Source organism: Streptomyces sp. HNM0575 (assembly GCF_012726265.1).
Lineage (GTDB): Bacteria > Actinomycetota > Actinomycetes > Streptomycetales > Streptomycetaceae > Streptomyces.
On the sequence record NZ_JAASAG010000014.1, the window covers coordinates 39,991 to 59,273 of the forward strand.

General features: G+C 72.6%; 14 protein-coding genes. 9 read left to right on the forward strand and 5 right to left on the reverse strand.

Annotated features, from left to right (window positions below; all coding sequences use genetic code 11):
• Window positions 1-39 precede the first annotated feature (39 nt).
• A complete protein-coding gene (locus HCC61_RS27390) occupies window positions 40-2,022 on the reverse strand; it encodes a DUF4328 domain-containing protein (protein ID WP_169140014.1) in 1,983 nt (660 codons plus the stop codon).
• Window positions 2,023-2,267: 245 nt separating this feature from the next.
• Between HCC61_RS27390 and HCC61_RS27395 the strand changes: the two genes are divergently transcribed.
• The 4 genes from HCC61_RS27395 (at window position 2,268) to HCC61_RS27410 (ending at window position 5,987) form a co-directional block, all read left to right on the forward strand.
• Complete coding sequence (locus HCC61_RS27395) at window positions 2,268-2,954, forward strand: DUF4956 domain-containing protein (RefSeq protein WP_169140016.1); 687 nt, start codon at window positions 2,268-2,270, stop codon at window positions 2,952-2,954.
• 243 nt (window positions 2,955-3,197) lie between these two features.
• The gene (locus HCC61_RS27400) at window positions 3,198-4,604 is read left to right on the forward strand and encodes an aspartate aminotransferase family protein (protein ID WP_346777413.1); all 1,407 of its coding nucleotides are present in this window, start codon (window positions 3,198-3,200) and stop codon (window positions 4,602-4,604) included.
• Window positions 4,604-5,275: a GntR family transcriptional regulator gene (locus tag HCC61_RS27405; protein WP_169140020.1), complete on the forward strand. Its 672-nt coding sequence runs from the start codon at window positions 4,604-4,606 to the stop codon at window positions 5,273-5,275. Before HCC61_RS27400 ends, HCC61_RS27405 begins: the two co-directional genes overlap by 1 nt.
• A 58-nt stretch (window positions 5,276-5,333) precedes the next feature.
• On the forward strand, window positions 5,334-5,987 hold the full coding sequence (locus HCC61_RS27410; RefSeq protein WP_169140022.1) for a hypothetical protein: 654 nt from the start codon (window positions 5,334-5,336) through the stop codon (window positions 5,985-5,987).
• Window positions 5,988-6,034: 47 nt separating this feature from the next.
• On the opposite strand, the gene HCC61_RS27415 is transcribed toward HCC61_RS27410, so the two are convergent.
• Complete coding sequence (locus HCC61_RS27415; protein ID WP_169140142.1) at window positions 6,035-6,742, reverse strand: SLATT domain-containing protein; 708 nt, start codon at window positions 6,740-6,742, stop codon at window positions 6,035-6,037.
• Window positions 6,743-6,938: 196 nt separating this feature from the next.
• On the opposite strand from HCC61_RS27415, the gene purD reads away from it, so the two are divergent.
• The 5 genes from purD to HCC61_RS27440 all read left to right on the forward strand — a co-directional run bounded on the left by purD (window position 6,939) and on the right by HCC61_RS27440 (window position 14,476).
• Window positions 6,939-8,252: a phosphoribosylamine--glycine ligase gene (purD, locus tag HCC61_RS27420; RefSeq protein WP_169140024.1), complete on the forward strand. Its 1,314-nt coding sequence runs from the start codon at window positions 6,939-6,941 to the stop codon at window positions 8,250-8,252.
• A gap of 476 nt (window positions 8,253-8,728) precedes the next feature.
• Window positions 8,729-10,306 (forward strand): hypothetical protein, encoded by a 1,578-nt coding sequence (locus HCC61_RS27425; protein ID WP_346777414.1) that lies wholly within the window; start codon window positions 8,729-8,731, stop codon window positions 10,304-10,306.
• Window positions 10,307-10,545: 239 nt separating this feature from the next.
• A complete protein-coding gene (locus HCC61_RS27430; protein WP_169140028.1) occupies window positions 10,546-12,045 on the forward strand; it encodes a N,N-dimethylformamidase beta subunit family domain-containing protein in 1,500 nt (499 codons plus the stop codon).
• Window positions 12,046-12,251: 206 nt separating this feature from the next.
• Entirely contained in the window at window positions 12,252-13,190 is a 939-nt protein-coding gene (locus HCC61_RS27435) for a phosphoribosylaminoimidazolesuccinocarboxamide synthase (protein WP_169140031.1), read from the forward strand.
• 263 nt (window positions 13,191-13,453) lie between these two features.
• On the forward strand, window positions 13,454-14,476 hold the full coding sequence (locus HCC61_RS27440; RefSeq protein WP_206323092.1) for a response regulator transcription factor: 1,023 nt from the start codon (window positions 13,454-13,456) through the stop codon (window positions 14,474-14,476).
• Between the two features lie 171 nt (window positions 14,477-14,647).
• Here HCC61_RS27440 and HCC61_RS27445 read toward each other — a convergent pair whose 3' ends face one another.
• From HCC61_RS27445 to HCC61_RS27455, 3 genes are read right to left on the reverse strand one after another with little or no spacing between them, the layout of a single operon-like run.
• Window positions 14,648-16,180 carry an NAD(P)/FAD-dependent oxidoreductase gene (locus HCC61_RS27445; protein ID WP_169140033.1) on the reverse strand — a complete coding sequence of 511 codons (1,533 nt, stop codon included), beginning with the start codon at window positions 16,178-16,180 and terminating at the stop codon, window positions 14,648-14,650.
• Entirely contained in the window at window positions 16,177-18,390 is a 2,214-nt protein-coding gene (locus tag HCC61_RS27450) for an ABC transporter ATP-binding protein (protein WP_240969336.1), read from the reverse strand. The genes HCC61_RS27445 and HCC61_RS27450 overlap by 4 nt, the downstream gene beginning before the upstream one ends.
• Before the next feature lie 7 nt (window positions 18,391-18,397).
• Window positions 18,398-19,156 (reverse strand): class I SAM-dependent methyltransferase, encoded by a 759-nt coding sequence (locus HCC61_RS27455; protein WP_169140035.1) that lies wholly within the window; start codon window positions 19,154-19,156, stop codon window positions 18,398-18,400.
• Between the last annotated feature and the right edge of the window lie 127 nt (window positions 19,157-19,283).

Sequence of the window (19,283 nt, forward strand, 5' to 3'; positions counted from 1 at the left end):
GCGCGCGCAGCCGCACTTCCCGTCAGGCGGTACGTCCCGTCAGGCGGTACGTCCCGAGAGCCTGCCGTCCTGCATGTTCGTGAGCCGGCTGACGACGACCATCGCGAGGATCGCGGCGGGGATGCCGAACAGGTCGTTGAACATGGCGATCGAGACGGTCTCCTGCGCCGAGCCGACGCCGTCCTGCTCGTACCAGCTCTCCCAGTTGGAGTTGAAGAAGACGAAGTAGATCAGCCACATCGTCCACCAGGCGGTGACCAGGCCCCGCTTCGCCGGGGGACGCGGGCCGTATCCGTACCACTGGGCCGCGGACGGATCGCTCGCCGTCCACACGTCGTTGATGATCTGCTTCGGCATGAAGAGATTGCACACCGGGATGAACCAGCAGCACACGGACATCGCGGACGAGTAGCGGATACGGCCGGGCGCGAAGGTCTCGGCGTTCACCCGCATCCGCCAGAACCACGTGAGCCACAGCACGATCACGGCGACGCTCAGCAGGAAGCCGATGACCTCGACGGCGATGGTGGCGCCCTGAAGTCCCCCGTATCCGCTGATGCGGTCGAGGTCGTAGTGGTAGCCGGAGCGCGCGTCGGAGGCGCTGAGCGCGTTGACCACGAAGACGTCCACGATCACGGCGATCACGCCGGCGAGCAGATGAAGGCTCATCAGCACCGTGATGGACTGCGAGAGCTTGCGCGCGGAGCGCGGCGGCACGGCGGGGCGTGCGGACTGGCTGTGCGGTGCCGGGTGACCGGGCGGGCCCGGATGGCCCGGCTGGGGCGGAACCGGCGCGTGCCCCGGCACGCCTCCCGGACCCGGCCCCGGACCCGGTCCCGGTCCCGGCGCTCCCGGCCCGAACCCCGGCTGCCACGGCGGCTGTTGACCGGGCGGCGTCGAGTACGGGCTGCTCGCGGGCGGCCCGTACCCGCCGGAGGGCGGCGGAGTGGAGGGCCCCGACGGTCCGGGCGGCGGCGTCGAGGGGACCGAAGAGGTCGACGGCGCCGACGGTCCCGAAGGCCCGGGCGGCGGAGTGGAGGGCAGGGCCCCGGGCGGTGCCGGCGACGCCGTGGCGGCGGAGGCCGCGGCGGCCGCGGGACGCGCCTCCTCCACGCTCTCCGGGTCCTCGCTGTCGAGGAGTTGCACGGCGTGCCGCCCCAGCTGCGCGAGCACCTCGCCCGGCAGCCAGGTGCCCTTCAGCCCGCCCTCGGTGTGCTGGAGCAGCATCTCGACGGTCGGCCGGTCCGCCGGGTCCTTAGCGAGGCACGCGGCGACGATGTCGAGCAACGGGCCCTCCAGCCCGGCCAGTTCGGGCGCCTCCTCGGCGATGCGGAACAGCAGCGCGTGCACACCGCTGTCCGCCGTGCCGAACGGCATCCGCCCGGTCGCCGCGTACGCCAGCACCGCGCCGAGGCAGAAGACGTCGCTCGCGGCCGTCGTCTGCAGCCCCCGCACCTGCTCGGGCGACATGAAGCCGGGCGAGCCGACGAGCGCGCCCGTACGCGTCAGACCACCGGCCGACTGCACCGCCGAGTCCAGGGCGCGTGCGATGCCGAAGTCGATGACGCGCGGACCGTCGATGGTGATGAGGACGTTGGACGGCTTGAGGTCGCGGTGGACCAGCCCGGCCCGGTGGATGTCGTGCAGCGCGCGCACCAGCCCGGAGGCGAGCGCCGTGACGGACTCGACCGGCAGCGGCCCGTACTGGTCGTCGACGACCTCCGCGAGGGACGGCCCCGCGATGTAACCCGTCGCCACCCAGGGCGTCTCGGCGTCGGTGTCGGCGTCCAGGACGGGCGCCGTCCACTCGCCGCCGACCTTGCGGGCCGCCGTGATCTCCTGCGCGAAGCGGCGGCGGAAGTCGGCCTGGCGGGCCAGTTCGTTCTGCACCGCCTTCACCGCGACCGTGCGTCCGCGCTTGGAGCGGGCCAGGTAGACCCGGCCCATCCCGCCCTCGCCCAGCCTGCCCAGCAGCCGGAAGTCACCGATCCAGCGCGGGTCTTCGGCGCCGAGCCGCTTCATGTGCCTACCTCTTCCCCCCGGGTATTCGCCTGTCACGAGAATAGGTCGGCTGACGGCGGGCTTTGGGCGGAGCCCGGGATCCGATCCGATAACACGTACCGCCGCGGGGCCCGGTATCCGTCCGGAAGCCGCCCACGTCGCCTCATTTGAGATGCAATTGAGATGACAAGCTCTCAATTCGCCCTTATCGGTGGGCTGGTGACCGTAGCGGTCCCCAGGTCCACGGCCTCCCTTAACTTCCCGATATGGACCTGATAAGCGAGATTCTCGCCCATTTCATCCTGGACTTCGCCGCCGTCTGCGTGCTGACTTTCGCCGTCTACTATCCGCGGCACCGGCGGCGGGATCTGATTCCCGGCTATCTCGCGATGAACGTCTCGCTCTTCGCCCTCGCCGCGGCGCTCGGCCGCAGCGGCGACAAGGGGGGCATCGCGCTCGGGTTCGGTCTGATCGGGGTGCTGTCGATCGTCGGGCTGCGCTCGGAGTCCATGCAGAGCGAAGAGGTCGCGTACTACTTCACGACGCTCGTCCTGGGTCTCATCTCCGGCCTGCCGAACGTGAGTCTGCCGCTCGCCGGGCTCCTGTGCGCGCTGCCGCTCGCGGTGGTGTACGTCGCCGGGCATCCGCGACTCTTCGCCCGCACGCAGCGCGCTCTCGTCACGATCGACGCGGCGGTCACCGAGCCCGACGCCATCGAGGCGTTCGTACGGGACCGGCTGGGGGAGCCGCTGTCCTGGAAGATCCAGGAGGTCGACTACGGCCGGAACCTCACCGTCGTCGACGTGCGCTACCGGGGGTCGCGCGGCGGCGGAGCGGGCCGTGCGCGGCGGATCCTCAGGATCGTACGGCCGCCGAGGCTCAAGCGGACGGCGCGGAACGGGCGCGCGCGGGCGGCCGACGGGCGGACCACGCTGTTCTCGGACAAGCCCTGAGAAACCCGCTGTTTCCCAGGCCCCAACTCCCGGTCCTGGCCCGCGAACCGCAGGCTCTCGGCCCGCGTGCCGCAGGTCCCGGGCCCGCGTGCCGCAGGTCCCGGTCCCGCGGTGTCACGGCGTACCGCCGGACGCTGTCAGCAACCGTGTTCGGCCGATTCCCGCGACGGGCTCTAGGCTGTGGGCCGTCCCATGGCCGTGGGCAGCACCACCGGCGCCTTCCCCGAGCTGAGGAGCCAGCACGTGACCGACACGAGCACGAACACACCGTCCCCCGCCGCAGGCCCTCCCGCCTCCGTCCCCGATCCCGCCGCCGGCGAGGCCGTACGGGCCGCGGACCGCGCCCACGTCTTCCACTCCTGGTCCGCGCAGGGACTGATCGAACCGCTGCCGGTCGCCGGCGGCGAGGGCTCGTACTTCTGGGACTACGACGGCAACCGCTACCTCGACTTCTCGTCCCAGCTGGTCAACACCAACATCGGTCACCAGCACCCCAAGGTCGTCGCCGCCATCCAGGAGCAGGCGGCCCGCATGTGCACCATGGCGCCCGGCTTCGCCGTCGACGTGCGTGCGGAGGCCGCGCGGCTCGTCGCCGAGCGCACCCCCGGCGACCTCGACAAGATCTTCTGGACGAACGGCGGCGCCGAGGCCGTCGAGAACGCCGTCCGCATGGCGAAGCTGCACACCGGCCGCCCCAAGGTGCTGAGCACCTACCGCTCGTACCACGGCCACACCGCGGCGGCGATCCACATCACCGGCGAACCGCGCCGCTGGGCCAACGACACGGGAGCCGCGGGCGCCGTGCACTTCTTCGGCCCGCATCTGTACCGGTCGCACTTCTACGCCGAGACCCAGGAGCAGGAGTCCGCCCGGGCTTTGGCGCACCTGGAGGAGACCATCGCCTACGAGGGCCCCGGCACGATAGCCGCGGTGATCCTCGAGACCGTGCCCGGCACCGCCGGCGTCCTCGTGCCGCCGCCGGGCTATCTCGCGGGCGTCCGCGAGCTGTGCGACCGGCACGGCATCGTCTTCATCCTCGACGAGGTGATGGCCGGATTCGGGCGTACGGGCGCCTGGTTCGCCGCCGACCACTTCGGCGTCACCCCGGACCTCATCACCTTCGCCAAGGGCGTCAACTCCGGCTATGTGCCGCTGGGCGGCGTGGCCATCTCCGCCGAGATCGCGGCCACCTTCGACAAGCGCCCCTACCCGGGCGGTCTGACCTACTCCGGGCATCCGCTGGCGTGCGGCTCGGCCGTCGCGACGATCAACGCCATGGCGGAGGAGGGCATCGTCGAGCACGCGGCCCGGATCGGCGAGGACGTCATCGGCCCGGCGCTGCGGGAGATCGCGGCCCGCCACCCGTCGGTCGGCGAGGTGCGCGGCATGGGCGTCTTCTGGGCGCTGGACCTCGTACGGGACGAGACGACCCGCGAGCCCCTCGTGCCGTACAACGCGAGCGGCGCCGACAACAAGCCGATGGCCGACTTCGCGGCGGCCTGCAAGCGCGGCGGTCTGTGGCCGTTCGTGAACATGAACCGCACCCACGTCGTGCCGCCGTGCACCGTCAGCGAGGCGGAGGCCAAGGAGGGCCTGGCCGTGCTGGACGAGGCGCTCGCCGCCGCGGACGCGCACACGACCGCCGGGTGATGATCAAGCGAAGTACGCTGCGGTCGCAGATCGCCTCGGCGCTGCGTGACGAGATCCTGGCCGGGAGGCTCCCGGCCGGGAGTCACTTCACGGTCAAGGAGATCGCCGAGCAGTACGGGGTGTCGGCGACGCCCGTGCGCGAGGCGCTCGTCGACCTCGCCGCGCAGGGGCTGCTGGACGTGGAGCAGCACCGGGGCTTCCGCGTCCACGAGTTCACCGTCGACGACTACCGGGCGATGGTGAAGGCCCGGATGGTCGTCCTGGACGGACTCGTACACGGCTACATCTCCGACGAAGGGCCCGTGCCGGTCGTCGCGCCCGACGAGCCCGCCCTCGCGTCGGTGCGCCGCCGGGCGGAGGCGGCGGTGCGGGCGGCCCGCGCCGGCGATCTCGACGTGCTGATCGGCTACGACCTGCGCTACTGGCGGGAGTTGGGCGAGACCATCGGGAACCGCTACATCTGCGACTTCCTCGACCGGCTCCGAGTGCAGTGCTGGGTCTACGCCGTGCCGTGCCTGCGCAGGGAGCACCACGTCGGCAAGCGGTTGTGGGCGGGGCACCGGGATCTGCTGGACGCCGTGGAGCGCGAGGACGCGGAGGCGGCCCGGCGCATCGTCGGCGAGCAGCACCGGCACGCGCTCGCGATCGCGGAGAAGTCGCCGCGATGGTGAACGGGCGGCCCGTGCACGGCATTACGCTGACACTCCCAGGCTGCGGATGGAGTATCCCTTGGCATGTGACCTCTGGCTGGTCCCCCTCGTCGACGTGCTGTGCCACAGCCCCGACAACCCCTTCGCCGAGGAGATCGCTTCGTATGACAAGGCCCTGACCGAGGCCGGACTGCCGCCGGTGCCCGTCTACAACTACATGCCGGGCCTGTCGGGGGACGTCGCGCCGATCGCCGGATTCGACTACGAGGCACTGCACTTCCTGCGCCGCGCGCACATCCTCCAGCTGTGCGGCCTGGAGGTCACTCCGGTCGACGAACTCGGCGGCGACTACGAGCAGTTGCTGGAGATGTTCGAGACGACGGTGCAGCAGTCGCACCTGGTGTGGCACTACGACCACGCGGGCGCGTACGTGCCCCTCGACTTCCCCGTGCCGCTCGCCAACGACGAACTGATAGACGGCGGCGGGCCGTTGGGCTCCAGCCACGGCCTGCTTCGCGAACTGGAGGCCGTGGCACCGTACTTGGGCCTCGATCCGGCGGCACCGCCGCCCGCTCCGGCGTCCCCCTCGCGGCCCACGGACCTCGCGGAGCCCGCGGAGACGCCGGTCGCCTACGGGGACGAGCCGTTCGCGCAGGAGCGCCACGTATGGCTGGGGCTGCACGCGGCGGCGACCCGGAGCCTGGCGCAGGGCTCGATGATCGTCTTCAGCTAGCGCCCGCGCCGGCGCCCGCACACGGGGCGGCCCCGCCCCGCCCCGGCTCAGTTCGGGGTGTCCTCGGGCGGCCGCTGGCGCGGCATGCTCGGGCGGAAGCCAGGGGACTTCGGGAAGCGGTGCACGTTCTGCGCGGCGACGCACACCTCGGCCGGACGGACCTGCGGCGAGGTGTCCGGCTGCGACGGCGACGGGGCGAAGCCGGGCCTGAACTCCAGCATCCAGTCGGCCGTTTCGGCCCGTACGACCTCCGAGACGTCCTCCGTGAAGCGGCGCAGCAAGGTCAGGCCGCGCTCGGCGGCCTCGTTCGCACCGCCCTCCTTGGGGCCGAGCATCTCCCGCACCGACTCCGACGCCCACTCGTACTGCAAGGTCTCCAGCCTCCGCTGAATCGCCTGCGCCGTCGCGACGTCCCTGATCCAGCCCGTCGTGAGCCCGAAGCAGCGGTCGGCGCACACGCACACCACCGCGCCCAGCAGCGCCACATAGCCCCACGAGGCATGGCCCGCGGACACCGTGTCCGTGAGGGCCAGCAGCGGCAGCAGCGCGGCGGCCGTCGCCCCGACCGAGGCGCCGGCGCGCAGCACCCGCGCGCCGCGGCGCTTGCGGGTGCGGTCGGCCAGATACCAGTCGGCGATGAACAGCGCCCGCTGCTCCACCCATACGTACAGCTCGTCGAGGCGTTCCCCGGGCTCTCCCCAGTCCCCGAGCGGGAACGCCCGTCCCGCCCCGGGTCGCAACTCCGGCTTGCTCACTGCCACACCCCACAACACATGAACACGACCACGACCGCTTGGAAGGGCCCTTCCTACCGCCGTAAGTGGGGACGCAACACCACTTTGCGGCTGATCTCCCACGGAATTGTGCACTGTTCAGGTATAGGAGCGATTCCGCTCTCACTCGAAAGAGTGCCCGGCGAAGACCGCGGAGGACGACGTCTAGGCTGCTCCCGTGAGGATTCTGGTCATCGGCGGCGGCGCCCGCGAACACGCCCTGTGCCGCTCCCTTTCGCTCGACCCCGAGGTCACCGCGCTCCACTGCGCGCCCGGCAACGCCGGCATCGCGGAGGTCGCCACGGTGCACGCCGTCGACCCGACGGACGGCGCGGCCGTCGCCGCGCTCGCCGAGACGCCGCAGGTGAACGCCGATTTCGTCGTCATCGGGCCGGAGGCGCCGCTCGTCGCGGGGGTCGCGGACGCCCTGCGGGCGCGCGGCGTCGCGGTGTTCGGGCCGTCGGCCGAGGCGGCGCGGCTGGAGGGATCGAAGGCGTTCGCCAAGGACGTGATGGCCTCGGCGGGAGTGCCGACGGCGCGCAGCCACGTGTGCACGACGCCGGAGGAGGCCGACGAGGCGCTGGACGCCTTCGGTCCCCCGTACGTGGTGAAGGACGACGGCCTGGCCGCCGGCAAGGGCGTCGTGGTGACCGGGGACCTGGAGCAGGCCCGCGCCCATGCGCGCGCCTGCGAGCGGGTCGTCATCGAGGAGTTCCTGGACGGCCCGGAGGTCTCGCTCTTCGCGGTCACCGACGGCGAGACCGTGGTCCCGCTTCAGCCCGCGCAGGACTTCAAGCGCGCCTACGACGGAGACCAGGGCCCCAATACCGGTGGCATGGGCGCCTATTCGCCCCTCCCGTGGGCCGCGCTCGACCTGGTTGAGGAGATCGAGCGGACGGTGCTCAGGCCGACCGTCGACGAACTGCGGCGCCGCGGCACGCCGTTCTCCGGGCTGCTGTACGCGGGGCTCGCGATCACCCCGCGCGGTCTGCGCGTCATCGAGTTCAACGCCCGCTTCGGCGACCCGGAGACCCAGGCCGTACTGGCGCGGCTGCGCACGCCCCTCGCCCGGCTGCTGCACGCTGCGGCCACGCGGCGGCTGGCGGACGTGCCGCCGCTGCGCTGGAGCGACGAGGCGGCCGTGACCGTCGTGGTCGCGGCGCGCGACTACCCGGCGGCGCCCCGCACCGGTGACGTCGTCGAGGGCCTGGACGAGGTGGCGCGTGAGGACGCCCCCGAGGCGTACGTGCTGCACGCGGGCACCAAGCGCGACGGTGAGGGCCGCGTCGTCAGCGCGGGCGGGCGGGTGCTGTCGGTGACGGCGACCGGGCCGGGGCTGTCGGGGGCACGTGAGCGGGCGTACGAGGCGCTGGGGCGCATCCGGCTCGACGGGTCGCACCACCGCAGCGACATCGCGGCGGAGGCGGCGGACGCGGAGGCCGCGGCCGGCGGCGGGCCCGGGAGGGCCGGGCAGCGGACGACGGCTCCCTGAACACGGCCCTGCCCACGGCCCCTTGATCACGGCCCAGCCCCATGGCCCAGCCCCATGGTCCCGTGACTGCGGTCCCGTGACCGCGGCCGCTGACCGGCTGCCCGCGGTCGTCTCTGCCTCTCGCGACAAATGGGGCTGATCGGGATTCTCCGGGCACTCCTCTCAGCCCCGCAGATGCAAGAGCTCTCCCCAAAGCCATTCCATCGAGTGACCGGAAAGCGGAGCGGCTGACGGTCGGGAGGGCCCCAACTATGGTGCCGCGCAAGCCGCATGGGGCGTTACGACCGTATGCCCGGCGGTGTCCCGAGTGGCCCCTCGCACATTGCGGTGTCGGTGCGCGGTGCCACAGTGGGGACCATCGAAGCCCGGGACTCCGGGCCCGTCGCCCGGGAGTCCGGGTCCGTCGTGATGGGGGTGAGCAGTCGGTGGTGGGCCGCCAGGCAGGTACGCGCTCCGCGCGCTCGCACGCTCTCTCCGTGCTCCGCATCCGCGGCACGGCGCTCGCGCTCGCGCTGCTGCCCGCCGCGGCCGCGGTGATCGTCTTCGCCGCGGAGACGACGGGCCGTGTCGGCGGCTCCGGCTGGGCGGGCGTGCGGCTCGCGCTGAGCTGTCTCGCGGTGCTGGTGCTGGCGACGGCGGCGGGTGTCGCCGCGGTGATCGCCTGGTCGCGCCCGGCCGTGTCCCCCACGGTGTCCGTCGAGGAGAGCGCCGCCCCGGATCTGTACGACCTGGTGCGGGACCTGGCCGAGCGGCTGGAGGTCCCCGTGCCCTCGGCGGTTGCCCTCACCCCGGACTGCGACAGCTGGCTTGAGGACCGCTCGCACCGCACGCGCGGCCGGATTCCGCCGGTGCTGGTCATCGGCTCGCCGTTCCTGTGGTGGATGAGGGTGGCGGAGCTGCGCGCCCTGCTGGCTCCGGTCGTCGCGGGCACCGGGCCGTCCGTGCACCCGGACATAGCGGCGTCCCGCAGGTTCGTACGGGGCCTGGACGCGGCGGTCGCGGTCGCCGACAAGGCACGGTCCGTGCGGTCCGGAGGCGCCGTGCGCCGGGCCGTGCTGCGCTTCGCGGGGCTCTGTGCGCGCATGATGCTCCGCGCGTGCGCGCCGCACGCGGCCGAGATGGAGCGGGGCGTCGCCGCGGCGGCGGCCTCCCGTGCACAGGGTGTGGATCTCGCGCTGCGCACGGCGGCTCAGGAGCAGGTCGGCCTCGCCTACGCCGGCTGGGACAGGCTGCTCACGAGGGTGGCGCTGCCCGCCTGGCGCATCGGCCGCTGGCCCGTCCGGCTCGACGCCGGTGTGGTCTCCGCGCTGACCGAGCTCTCCCACCGCGACCGGCTCGCGGAGGGCTTCACCTCGCGTCTCGGCGAGCGGCCCGCCTGCGATCTGCTGGACGAGCCGGGCGCAGTCGACGAAGCCGTTTCGCTGCTGGCCGCCCGGCTCTTCCACGGCGGCCCGCCGGAGCCCGGCCCGTACTGGGCGCCCGTGGACTGGCAGGCGTATCCGGAAGAGGTCGTCGACCGCATCTGGCGCACCCGCGCCGCCCGCCTCTTCACCCAGCTCGACGCGCTGGACCGTCCCGGCGGCGGCCCCGCGGACGGCGGTGCCACCCCCGCCCGGATCATGAAGTGGCTGGCGGACGGCGGCGCGGGCCGCACCGAGGAGCTGGCCGCGCGCATAGGGGCCGACGCCGCGCGCGAGCAGGCCCGCCAGTCCTGGGAGGACCCGCTCGTGGCGCCGCTCATAGCCGGGGCGGGCGACGGACCCGGCGGATCCGGGGTGACGCCCATGGGCCTTCCGCTCCAGGCGCCCCGCAGCGGGCGGGAGTTGATGACGGAGCACATCACGGCGGTGATCTGCTGCGCGGCCGTGGACAGCGCGGGCGCCGCCCCGGGCCTGGACTGGCTCGACGGTCCGGCGCTGCTGCTGGACGGGGCGAGCACGGCGGATCTGACGGGCCCGGTGCTGGAGCTCGTCGAGGACGGCGACGGTCGGGCGCTGCGGGACTGGATGGCCGCCGTCGGCGTCAGGCCTGACAAGCCGGTCCGCCTCGTCTGACGCGTACGCCCCCCGCTCGGCGTACGGCCTCCGGCCCGTGGCGTGCGCCAACGCCCCCTTGTCCGTGGGGCGTTCAAGGTCGTTAGCGGTGGTTCGCGGGGTCGTTCATGGCGGTTTCGCGGGGCCGTCCCCGGGTCCGTCCGCCGGGGGCACTGATGCGGGGGGTGACGTACTGCTCGCGTAATGTGATGGGGTGACCCCGTCGGGGGGTGTCGACAGGAGTGGGGGTCGGGTCACAGGTGGGGAAGGGAAACGAGATCCGGCGCTGGGAGTCGGGAGCGCTGGCGCACGCGGTCACCGACCCGTTCGGGCAGGGGCCGCTCCCCTGGCTCCGGTTCGGGGAGCAGTACTTCGACAACGGACGCATGATCCCGTGGTACGTGGACCACACCGGCCTGGACGACGTGCTCTCCGGCGAGCGGATCCACCGCAGCCCGGGCGTGGGCCGCCCCCGTACCGCCGACGATCTGCACTGCCAGATCAAGGGCTTCGCCGGAAGCGACGGCGGCACCGCACCTGGCGAGTCGATCGACTTCCGCATCACCGTCGATCCGCCGCAGTCCTTCGGCGTCGACATCTACCGCATCGGCCACTATCAGGGCGACGGCGCACGCAAGATCACCACGAGCCCGCGCCTGTCGGGCATCAGACAGCCGGCACCGCTCAGCGCCGGCAAGACCGTCTCCTGCCATCACTGGTGGCTCTCCTGGCGCCTCCAGATCCCCGAGCACTGGACCACCGGCGCATATGTCGCGGTCCTCACCACCGCGGACGGGCGGCACCGTTCGCACATCCCGTTCACCGTCCGCGACCGAGCGCCCGCCGACCTGCTCCTCGTGCTGCCGGACATCACGTGGCAGGCGTACAACCTCTTCCCGGAGGACGGCCGCACGGGCGCCAGCCTCTACCACGCCTGGGACGAGGACGGGCGCCTGCTGGGCGAGGCGGACGCGGCCGACACCGTCTCCTTCGACCGCCCCTTCGCCGGCGCCGGACTGCCCCTGCACGTGGGCCACGCCTACGACTTCATCCGCTGGGCCGAGCGCCACGGATACGACATCGCCTACGCCGACGCCCGCGATCTGCACTCCGGCCGAGTCGACCCGTCCGGCTGCCGCGGCGTCGTCTTCCCGGGGCACGACGAGTACTGGACGGTGCCCATGCGCCGTGCCGTGGAGCGGGCGCGCGACAAGGGCACCTCGCTGGTCTTCCTCTCCGCCAACACCATGTACTGGCAGGTGCAGTTGGACCCGTTGCCCGGCGGCGCCCCCGACCGGCTGCTGACCTGCCGGAAGCGCCGCGGCCCCGGTCGCTCCGTGCAGTGGCGAGCCCAGGGCGAGCCCGAGCAGCGCGTGCTGGGCATCCAGTACGCCGGGCAGGTGCCCGAGCCGCACCCGCTGGTCGTGCGGAACAGCGACCACTGGCTGTGGGAGTCCACCGGCATGCGCGAGGGCGACGGACTGCCCGGCCTGGTCGCCGGCGAGGCCGACTGCTACCACCCGCGTACGAGCCTGCCGGCCCACTCCGAGCGTGTGCTGCTCGCGCACTCCCCGTACCGGGACGCGCGCGGCGTCCGCCGCCACCAGGAGACGTCCCTCTACCGGGCCCCGTCGGGGGCGCTGGTCTTCTGCTCCGGCACCTTCGCCTGGTCGCCCGCTCTCGACCGCCCCGGCCACGTGGACCCTCGCGTCCAGCGGGCCACGGCCAACCTCCTCGACCGGGTCCGCAAGGGCAGCTGAGCCGGCACCGGTCCGGCACCGGTCCGGCCCGGCTCGGGCACGGTCCCGGCATCGACCGGGCACGGTCCCCGCACGGGCCCGGGAGGTGTGCGAAGCCGCCGTACGGGACAATCGGGAGCTGAAGCGCGCCTGCTCGCGTGCCGCCGCACCGTCCGGTGCCGCCCCGCACCGGCTTGCACCGACCCGTACCGACCCCGGAGGACCCCGTGTCCGGATTCGTGGAGAAGCCCGACCCCGTACAGGTTCCGGGCCTGCTGCACCTGCACACCGGCAAGGTGCGCGACCTGTACCGCAACGAGGCGGGCGACCTGGTCATGGTGGCCAGCGACCGCATCTCCGCGTACGACTGGGTGCTGCCCACCGAGATCCCCGACAAGGGCAGGATCCTCACGCAGCTGTCCCTGTGGTGGTTCGAGCAGCTGGCCGACCTCGTCCCCAACCACGTCCTCGGCACCGACGTTCCGGAGGGCGCGCCCGCAGACTGGGAGGGGCGCACCATGGTGTGCCGTTCGCTGCGCATGATCCCGGTGGAGTGCGTCGCGCGCGGCTATCTGACGGGCTCGGGCCTCGCGGAGTACGAGCAGACGCGTACGGTCTGCGGCCTGGCGCTGCCCGAAGGGCTCACCGACGGCTCGGAGTTGCCCGGCCCGATCTTCACGCCCGCCACGAAGGCGGCCGTCGGCGACCACGACGAGAACGTCAGCTACGAGGAGGTCGCACGCGAGGTCGGTGCCGAAACCGCCGCGCAGCTGCGCCAGTTGACGCTCGCCGTCTACCAGCGGGCCCGTGACGTCGCCCTGGACCGGGGCATCATCCTCGCCGACACCAAGTTCGAGTTCGGGCACGGCGGGGCCGAAGGCGAGGACGGGATCGGCGTGCACGCCGAGTCGGACGTCGGGCTCGTACTCGGCGACGAGGTGCTCACCCCCGACTCGTCCCGCTTCTGGCCCGCGGAGCAGTGGGAGCCGGGCAGGCGGCAGCCGTCGTTCGACAAGCAGTTCGTGCGCGACTGGCTCTCCGGTCCGGACTCCGGCTGGGACAGGCAGGGCCAGGAGCCACCGCCGCCGCTGCCCGACCGGATCGTGGAACGGACCCGCGAGAAGTACGTGCAGGCGTACCGAATGCTCACGGGCCTCGACTGGTGACGCCACGGTCCGGTCGCCGAACACGCCAGTTGCCGAACACGCGGACAGTTTCCCGGAGTCGGTTCCTCCGCCCGGACCGGCCCATAGAGGGGCAGACCCGCACCATATGAAGGGCCCTTTCGAAATGGTCCTTCAATGAGGGGTGTTGGACGCCTTCGTTTTTTCTATGCTCGGAAGCCTGTTCAGGCACGTGGGTTGCCAAGCTTTGACCATCCGCCCATGTGCACGGGGTCTGGCGGGCGACCGGACAGGGGGAAACGGCCTTGGGTACGAACGAGATGTCGTATCTCGGTCTCACCGAGGAACAGGAACAGATTTACCGGCTCTGTCTGAGGGAGCCCGGCATAGGTCTCGACGGTCTCATCGACCAGCTCCGGCTGCCCCCCAACGCGGCGCGGCGAGAGCTTCGCCGGCTGCGTGAGCTGGGTCTGCTGCGGAACGAGGGCTTCTCCCCCGGTCGGAGCGCGGCGGACGACGAGGGCCTGGCCGCCGCGGACCCGGACGTGGCGGTCGCCAGGCTCCTCGATCTGCGGCTGCACGAGCTGCACGAGAAGCTCCAACGGGTCACCCAGCTCCAGCCGTTGGTGGCGTCGCTGCGTGCGGAGCGCGGCGAGGTGCGCGAGCCGGCGGTCGTCGGCATCGAGCAGGTCACGGACGTGCCGAAGATCCGCGACCGCATCGACGACCTGGCGTTCTTCGCCCGCGAGGAGGTGGCGGTCGTGGAACCGGGCGTCGCGCTGCGGCAGGACGAGATCGACCAGGCACGCCCGCGGGTGCTGCGCTGTCTGCGAAGAGGACTCTCGGTGCGGACGGTCATGGTCCGCAAGGCCCTCGACCACCCGCCGACCGTTGCGTATCTGCGGGAGCTGGAGTCGCACGGGGCGCGCGTACGGCTGGTCACCCACACCACGGCCCGTATCCAGATGTACGACCGCCGCACCGCGGTCGTGCCCGTCGATCCCGAAGAGGACGCGCGGGGCGCGCTGTTCGCGCAGGAGACGGGCCTGGTCTCCAACATCCTCGCCCTGTTCGAGTCGATCTGGGCCGAGTCGGAGGACCTGGGCACGCTGCTCGGCGAGTGGCGGCCCGAGGAGAGCGCGCCCTCCGAACTGGAGCGGATGGTGCTGCGGGCCATGTGCTCAGGGGGCAAGGACGAGGCGGGGGCGCGCGACCTGGGAGTCTCCGTACGCACCTATCGGCGATACGTCGCGGACCTGATGCAGCTGCTCGGCGCCGGCAACCGGCCGCAGGCGGCGCTGCTCGCCCGCGAGCGCGGCTGGATCTGAGAGCGCGGCGGGAAGCGGGGCCGAACCGATGCCGCAACTGCGGCCGGAATTGCGGCAGTCGCGGGATCCGGGGCAGTCGCTGGATCCGGGGCGCGGCGGATGTGAGGCCGCGGCCCGCCGCGAGGGCCGAGAGCCGGGAACGGTGCCCGGTCTTCGGGCGTCCGTGCCGTCTCAGCCCCGGCCCGCCGGGCCCTCCCGGTCCGCCGGATCCGCGGGGCCTCCCGGCGCCGACGTGGGCGACGCGGACGGCGGCGCCGGCTCCGGCCCAAGTGACGGCGCCTCGCGGATGCCGAAGCGGTGACGCAGCGCGGAGAGCGCCGCGAGGTGGCCGCACATTCCGTGCACGCCCGGCCCGGGCGGCGTCGACGCCGAGCACAGGAAGACCCCGGGCAGCGGGGTGCGCCACGGGTCGAGGCGTGGGACGGGCCGGGCGACCGACTGGTACAGCGTCATCGCACCGGCACCGATGTCGCCGCCCCTGTAGTTGGGGTTGTACGTCTCCAGGTCGCCGGCGGGCACGCCGCGCGCCGCGAGGACGGTGTCGGAGAAGCCCGGCGCGTACTTCTCGACGCGTGAGCGCACCAGGTCGACCGGGTCGCGCGGATCGCCGTTCGGCACGTGCGCGTACGCCCACACGGGACGCCTGCCCTCGCGTGCGCGCCCGGGGTCGGTGGCCGCCGGGTCGACGAGCAGTACGAACGGCTCGCCGGTGGGTGTGCCCCGTACCGTCAGCCCTTCCTGGCGGGCGATCGCGGTGTGGCTTCCGCCGAGGTGGACGGTGCCGGCGCGCCCCACCTCCGGGTTGGTCCACGGGATCGGACCGGAGACCAGGAAGTCGGCCTTCGCGGCGCCCGGCCCGTAGCGGAAGCGCCTCAACTGCCGTGCGTAGCGCGCCGGGAGGCGGTCCCCGGCGAGGCGGAGCAGCTGGTCGGGCCCGGTGTCGAGGAGGACGGCGCGGGCGTGGTCCAGCTCGTGCAGGGAGGTGATGAGGGAGCCGGTGTGGAGGGTGCCGCCGTGTGCGCGTACGTCGTCGGCCATGGCGTGCGCGATGCGTTCGCTGCCGCCGCGCGGCAGCGGCCAGCCCGCGCCGTGCGCGAGCTGGCCCAGCAGCATCGCCACCGCGTCCGAGGCGAGGGACGGCAGCTTGCCCACGGCGTGCGCGGCGACCCCGGTGAGCAGCGCCGGCGCGACATCGCCGCGGAAGCCCCGGATCAGCCGGCGGGGCAGCAGCCGTGCCGCCAGCAGCAGCGGCGCGACGGGGTCGCCGGGCAGGGAGCGCTGGCCGTCCATGAAGAAGTCGACCAGCCCGGTGGAGTGTTCGAGCAGCGGTTCCATCAGCTGCCGCCAGCGCGGCCCGTCGGCGCCGAGGCCGTCGCACGTGGCGTCGAGACCGGGGAAGGCGAGGCCCGCGCGCCCGTCGTCGAGCGGATGCGCGTAACCGATGTCGGGGCCGATCAGTTCGACCCCGCGCGCCGCGAGGTCGAACTCCCGGAAGAATCGCGACGCGGCGGCCATCGGATGGACGGCCGAGCACACGTCGTGCCGGATGTCGCCGTCGAAGTACGCCTCGCAGCGCAGGCCGCCGCCCACGGACCCGGCGGCCTCGTGCATCTCGACCCGCAGACCCGCGCGGGCCAGAGTCACCGCCGCCGCGAGGCCGTTCGGGCCGCTGCCGACGACCGCCGCGTCGACGGTGTACGTCACCGGGGCCCGCCGACGGGCGTGCCGTCCCGCGTGGACGCGGGCGTGGACGCACCGTCGCCGTTCTGCCCCGCCGCACCCGCCGCGCCCGCCGCACCCGCCGCGCCCGCCGCGCCGGACGGGTCCGTGGGCCAGGAGGCCGCCGAAGTGGCCGCCTGTAGCTGGGAGTTGGCGAGCCGGTAGTAGAGCGGGTCCCGCTTCACCAGTTCCTCGTGCTTGCCGCTGGCCTGCACACGGCCCTCGTTCATCACCACGATGGTGTCGGCGTCGACGACGGTCGAGATGCGGTGCGCGATCGCGATCACCGCGCAGCGGGCCGAGACCTTGCGCAGGGTTTCGCGGAACTCCCGCTCGGAGTCGGAGTCGAGATGCGACGTCGCCTCGTCGAGCAGGAGCACCGCCGGCTTCTGGAGCAGGGCGCGTGCGATGCACAGCCGCTGCCGCTGCCCGCCGGACAAGCCGCTTCCCTGGTCGCCCAGTTCGGTGTCGAGGCCCGCGGGCAGCTCCTCGACGACCTTGGTGAGACCCGCCAGTTCGATGACCTCGCGGATGTCCTGCTCGCGGGCCTCGGGCTGGGCGTAGACGACGTTCTCGCGCACGGTGCCGCGCATCGCCGCGGTGTCCTGCTGTACGTAGCCGACGAGCCCGCGGAGCGTGGCCAGCGGCATCGTCTCGATGTCCTTGCCGCCGACGGCGATGCTTCCGGAGTCCAGCGCGTGGAAGCGTTCGATCAGCTGGAAGAGCGTGGTCTTGCCCGCGCCGGACGGGCCGACCACCGCGGTCATTCCGCGGGAGGCGACGGAGAAGGTGATGTCGGAGAGCGTCGCCGCCCGCTCCGCGGCCTGTTCGCCGTTCGCGCCGGCCGCGCCCCCACCGCCCGCGTCCTTGCCGCCGTACGTGAAGTGCACCCCGCGGAACTCGACGGCGTACTGGTCCGCCGAGAGCGAGGACTTGGCGGGCGGCGGCTTCGGCCGGTGCCGCATCCTGTCGAGCACGCCGCCCTCCTGCGGGAGGGTGGTGAGTTCGTCGACCCTGCGGATCGCGGCCCGTCCCTGCTGGAACTGGCCGATGGCCAGGAAGAAGAGCACCAGCGGGGAGACCATGTAGAAGAGATACATCACGAAGGCGGTGAGGTCCGCCATCGACATCGTCCCGCGGGTGACCCGGGTCATGCCGACGCCGACGACGACGGCGAGCGCCGCCTGCGTACCGACGTTCATGGCAGGCATGAACAGCGCGTTGAGGCCGTTGACCCGCACCCCGGAGTTACGGGCCCGCCAGGCCAGCAGGCCGATCCGGTGCGTCTCGCGGTCCTCAGCGCGGGAGGCCTTCACCGTGGGCAGCGCGGACAGCGCCCGCTGCACGTCCGAGCCGTATGCGCTGGTGTCCTCGCGGTTGACGACGGCGGCCTTGCGGACGCTGCGCGCCAGCACCAGCGAGACGCCGCTGGCGATGCCGAGGCAGGCCAGCGTGATGAGCATCATCCACACGTCGATCAGGAACATCACGACGACGCCGCCGACCACCGTGAATCCGTTGATCACCAGCTGCGCCAGGCTCTGCGACAGCGCGATCTTCGCGAGTGAGGTGTCGGCGACCGTACGCGTCAGCACGTCGCCCTGCTGCTGCTTGCCGTACGCGGCCAGATCGACGCGCAGCAGCCGCTTGGTGAGCAGCATCCGCACGTCGTACACGACGTTCTCGCCCGCGCGTCCGATCAGATACGACTGGAGCGCCGAGAAGCCGCCGTCGACGCAGAACAGCGCCACGAGGACGAGGACCGCCGCCGTCAGCGGCTTGTGCGCACCGGCCTGCTTGATCAACTCTCCGATCGCGTACGGCTGGGCGAGCTGCGCCGTCACGCCGACGAGGCCGATGACGATGCCCGCGAGAAGCAGCCCCCGGTGGCGCCGCGCCAGGTACCAGACGGCTGCCGGACCGTTTCCGCCACCCCGTCTGCGTGCGTGGGCCGGGCCGAGGTGCGCCTCCAGCGGTTCGTCGGCGCGGAGCGTCCGGGAACCGGAGCCCGGGTCCGGAGCCGGACCGGAACCGGAACCGGACCCCGTGCCGGAGCCGGATCCCGCGCCGGAGCCGGATCCCGCACCGGAGCCGGATCCCGCACCGGAGCCGGGACCGCGGCCCGTGCCGGATTCGCGCCCCTCGCCCGAACTCGCCGCGTCCTGCGTGTCCTTCGCCTCCAGGGTGCTGCTCATGCCGGTGTCACCTCGCCGTGTAGGTGCTGACGAACATGGGGGAGTCCTCCGCCCAGGGCGTCTCCTGCCAGTCCGCCCAGCGGTCGGCCGGCTTCAGCCCGGCGGCGGCCGCGTACTCGTCCACCTCCTCCGGCGTGGTGAGCCGCGCCAGTTCGGATCCGACGGAGGACCTGCCGTCCTCGAACCAGATGTGCGACGCGTGCCACAGGCGCTTCTCCTCGAAGACCGTGGAGTACGTCAGCAGCCCGGTGTTCGGCTCCGGATAGGGGATGAAGTACGAGGTGCGCTGCTGCCCCTCGTGCAGGGCGCGCAGCCCGCCCGGGTTGGAGGTCTCCACGACCAGCGTGCCGCCGGGCGCGAGCCGGTCCGCGGCGCACCGCATCGCGGCCCGCTGGTCGTCGGGGTCGAGGAGCATGGAGAAGGTCGCGCAGACGCAGTAGACGAGTCCGTACCGCGCGTCGTCGGTGTACTTGCGGATGTCGCCGTGCACCGCCTCCACGTCGGCGTCGGCCTCCTTCGCCTTCGTCCGCAGCTGCTGGAGCATCTCGGGCGAGGAGTCGACGCCGGTGACGGGGAAGGCCCGCCGGGCCAGGGGTATCGCCACCCGGCCGGTGCCCACGCCGAGTTCAAGGGCGCGTTCACCGGGGCTGGGGTGCAGGTCGGCGAGCTTGCGTACGGTCGGCTCGGTGTAGGCGCCGCTCGGAAAGATCCGGTCGTAGAAGTCTCCGAACTGCCGCCCGTAGCCTATGTCGTCCACAGAACTCATCACGGCCCCCTCTCGGTCTCGTTGTGCGGGCCTTCCGCTGTGCTTCCTTGCCTGCCGTGCCGTTACTTCTTCTTGCTGTTCTTCGAGACGTTCAGCGCGATCGCGGCGACGATCACGATGGCGATGA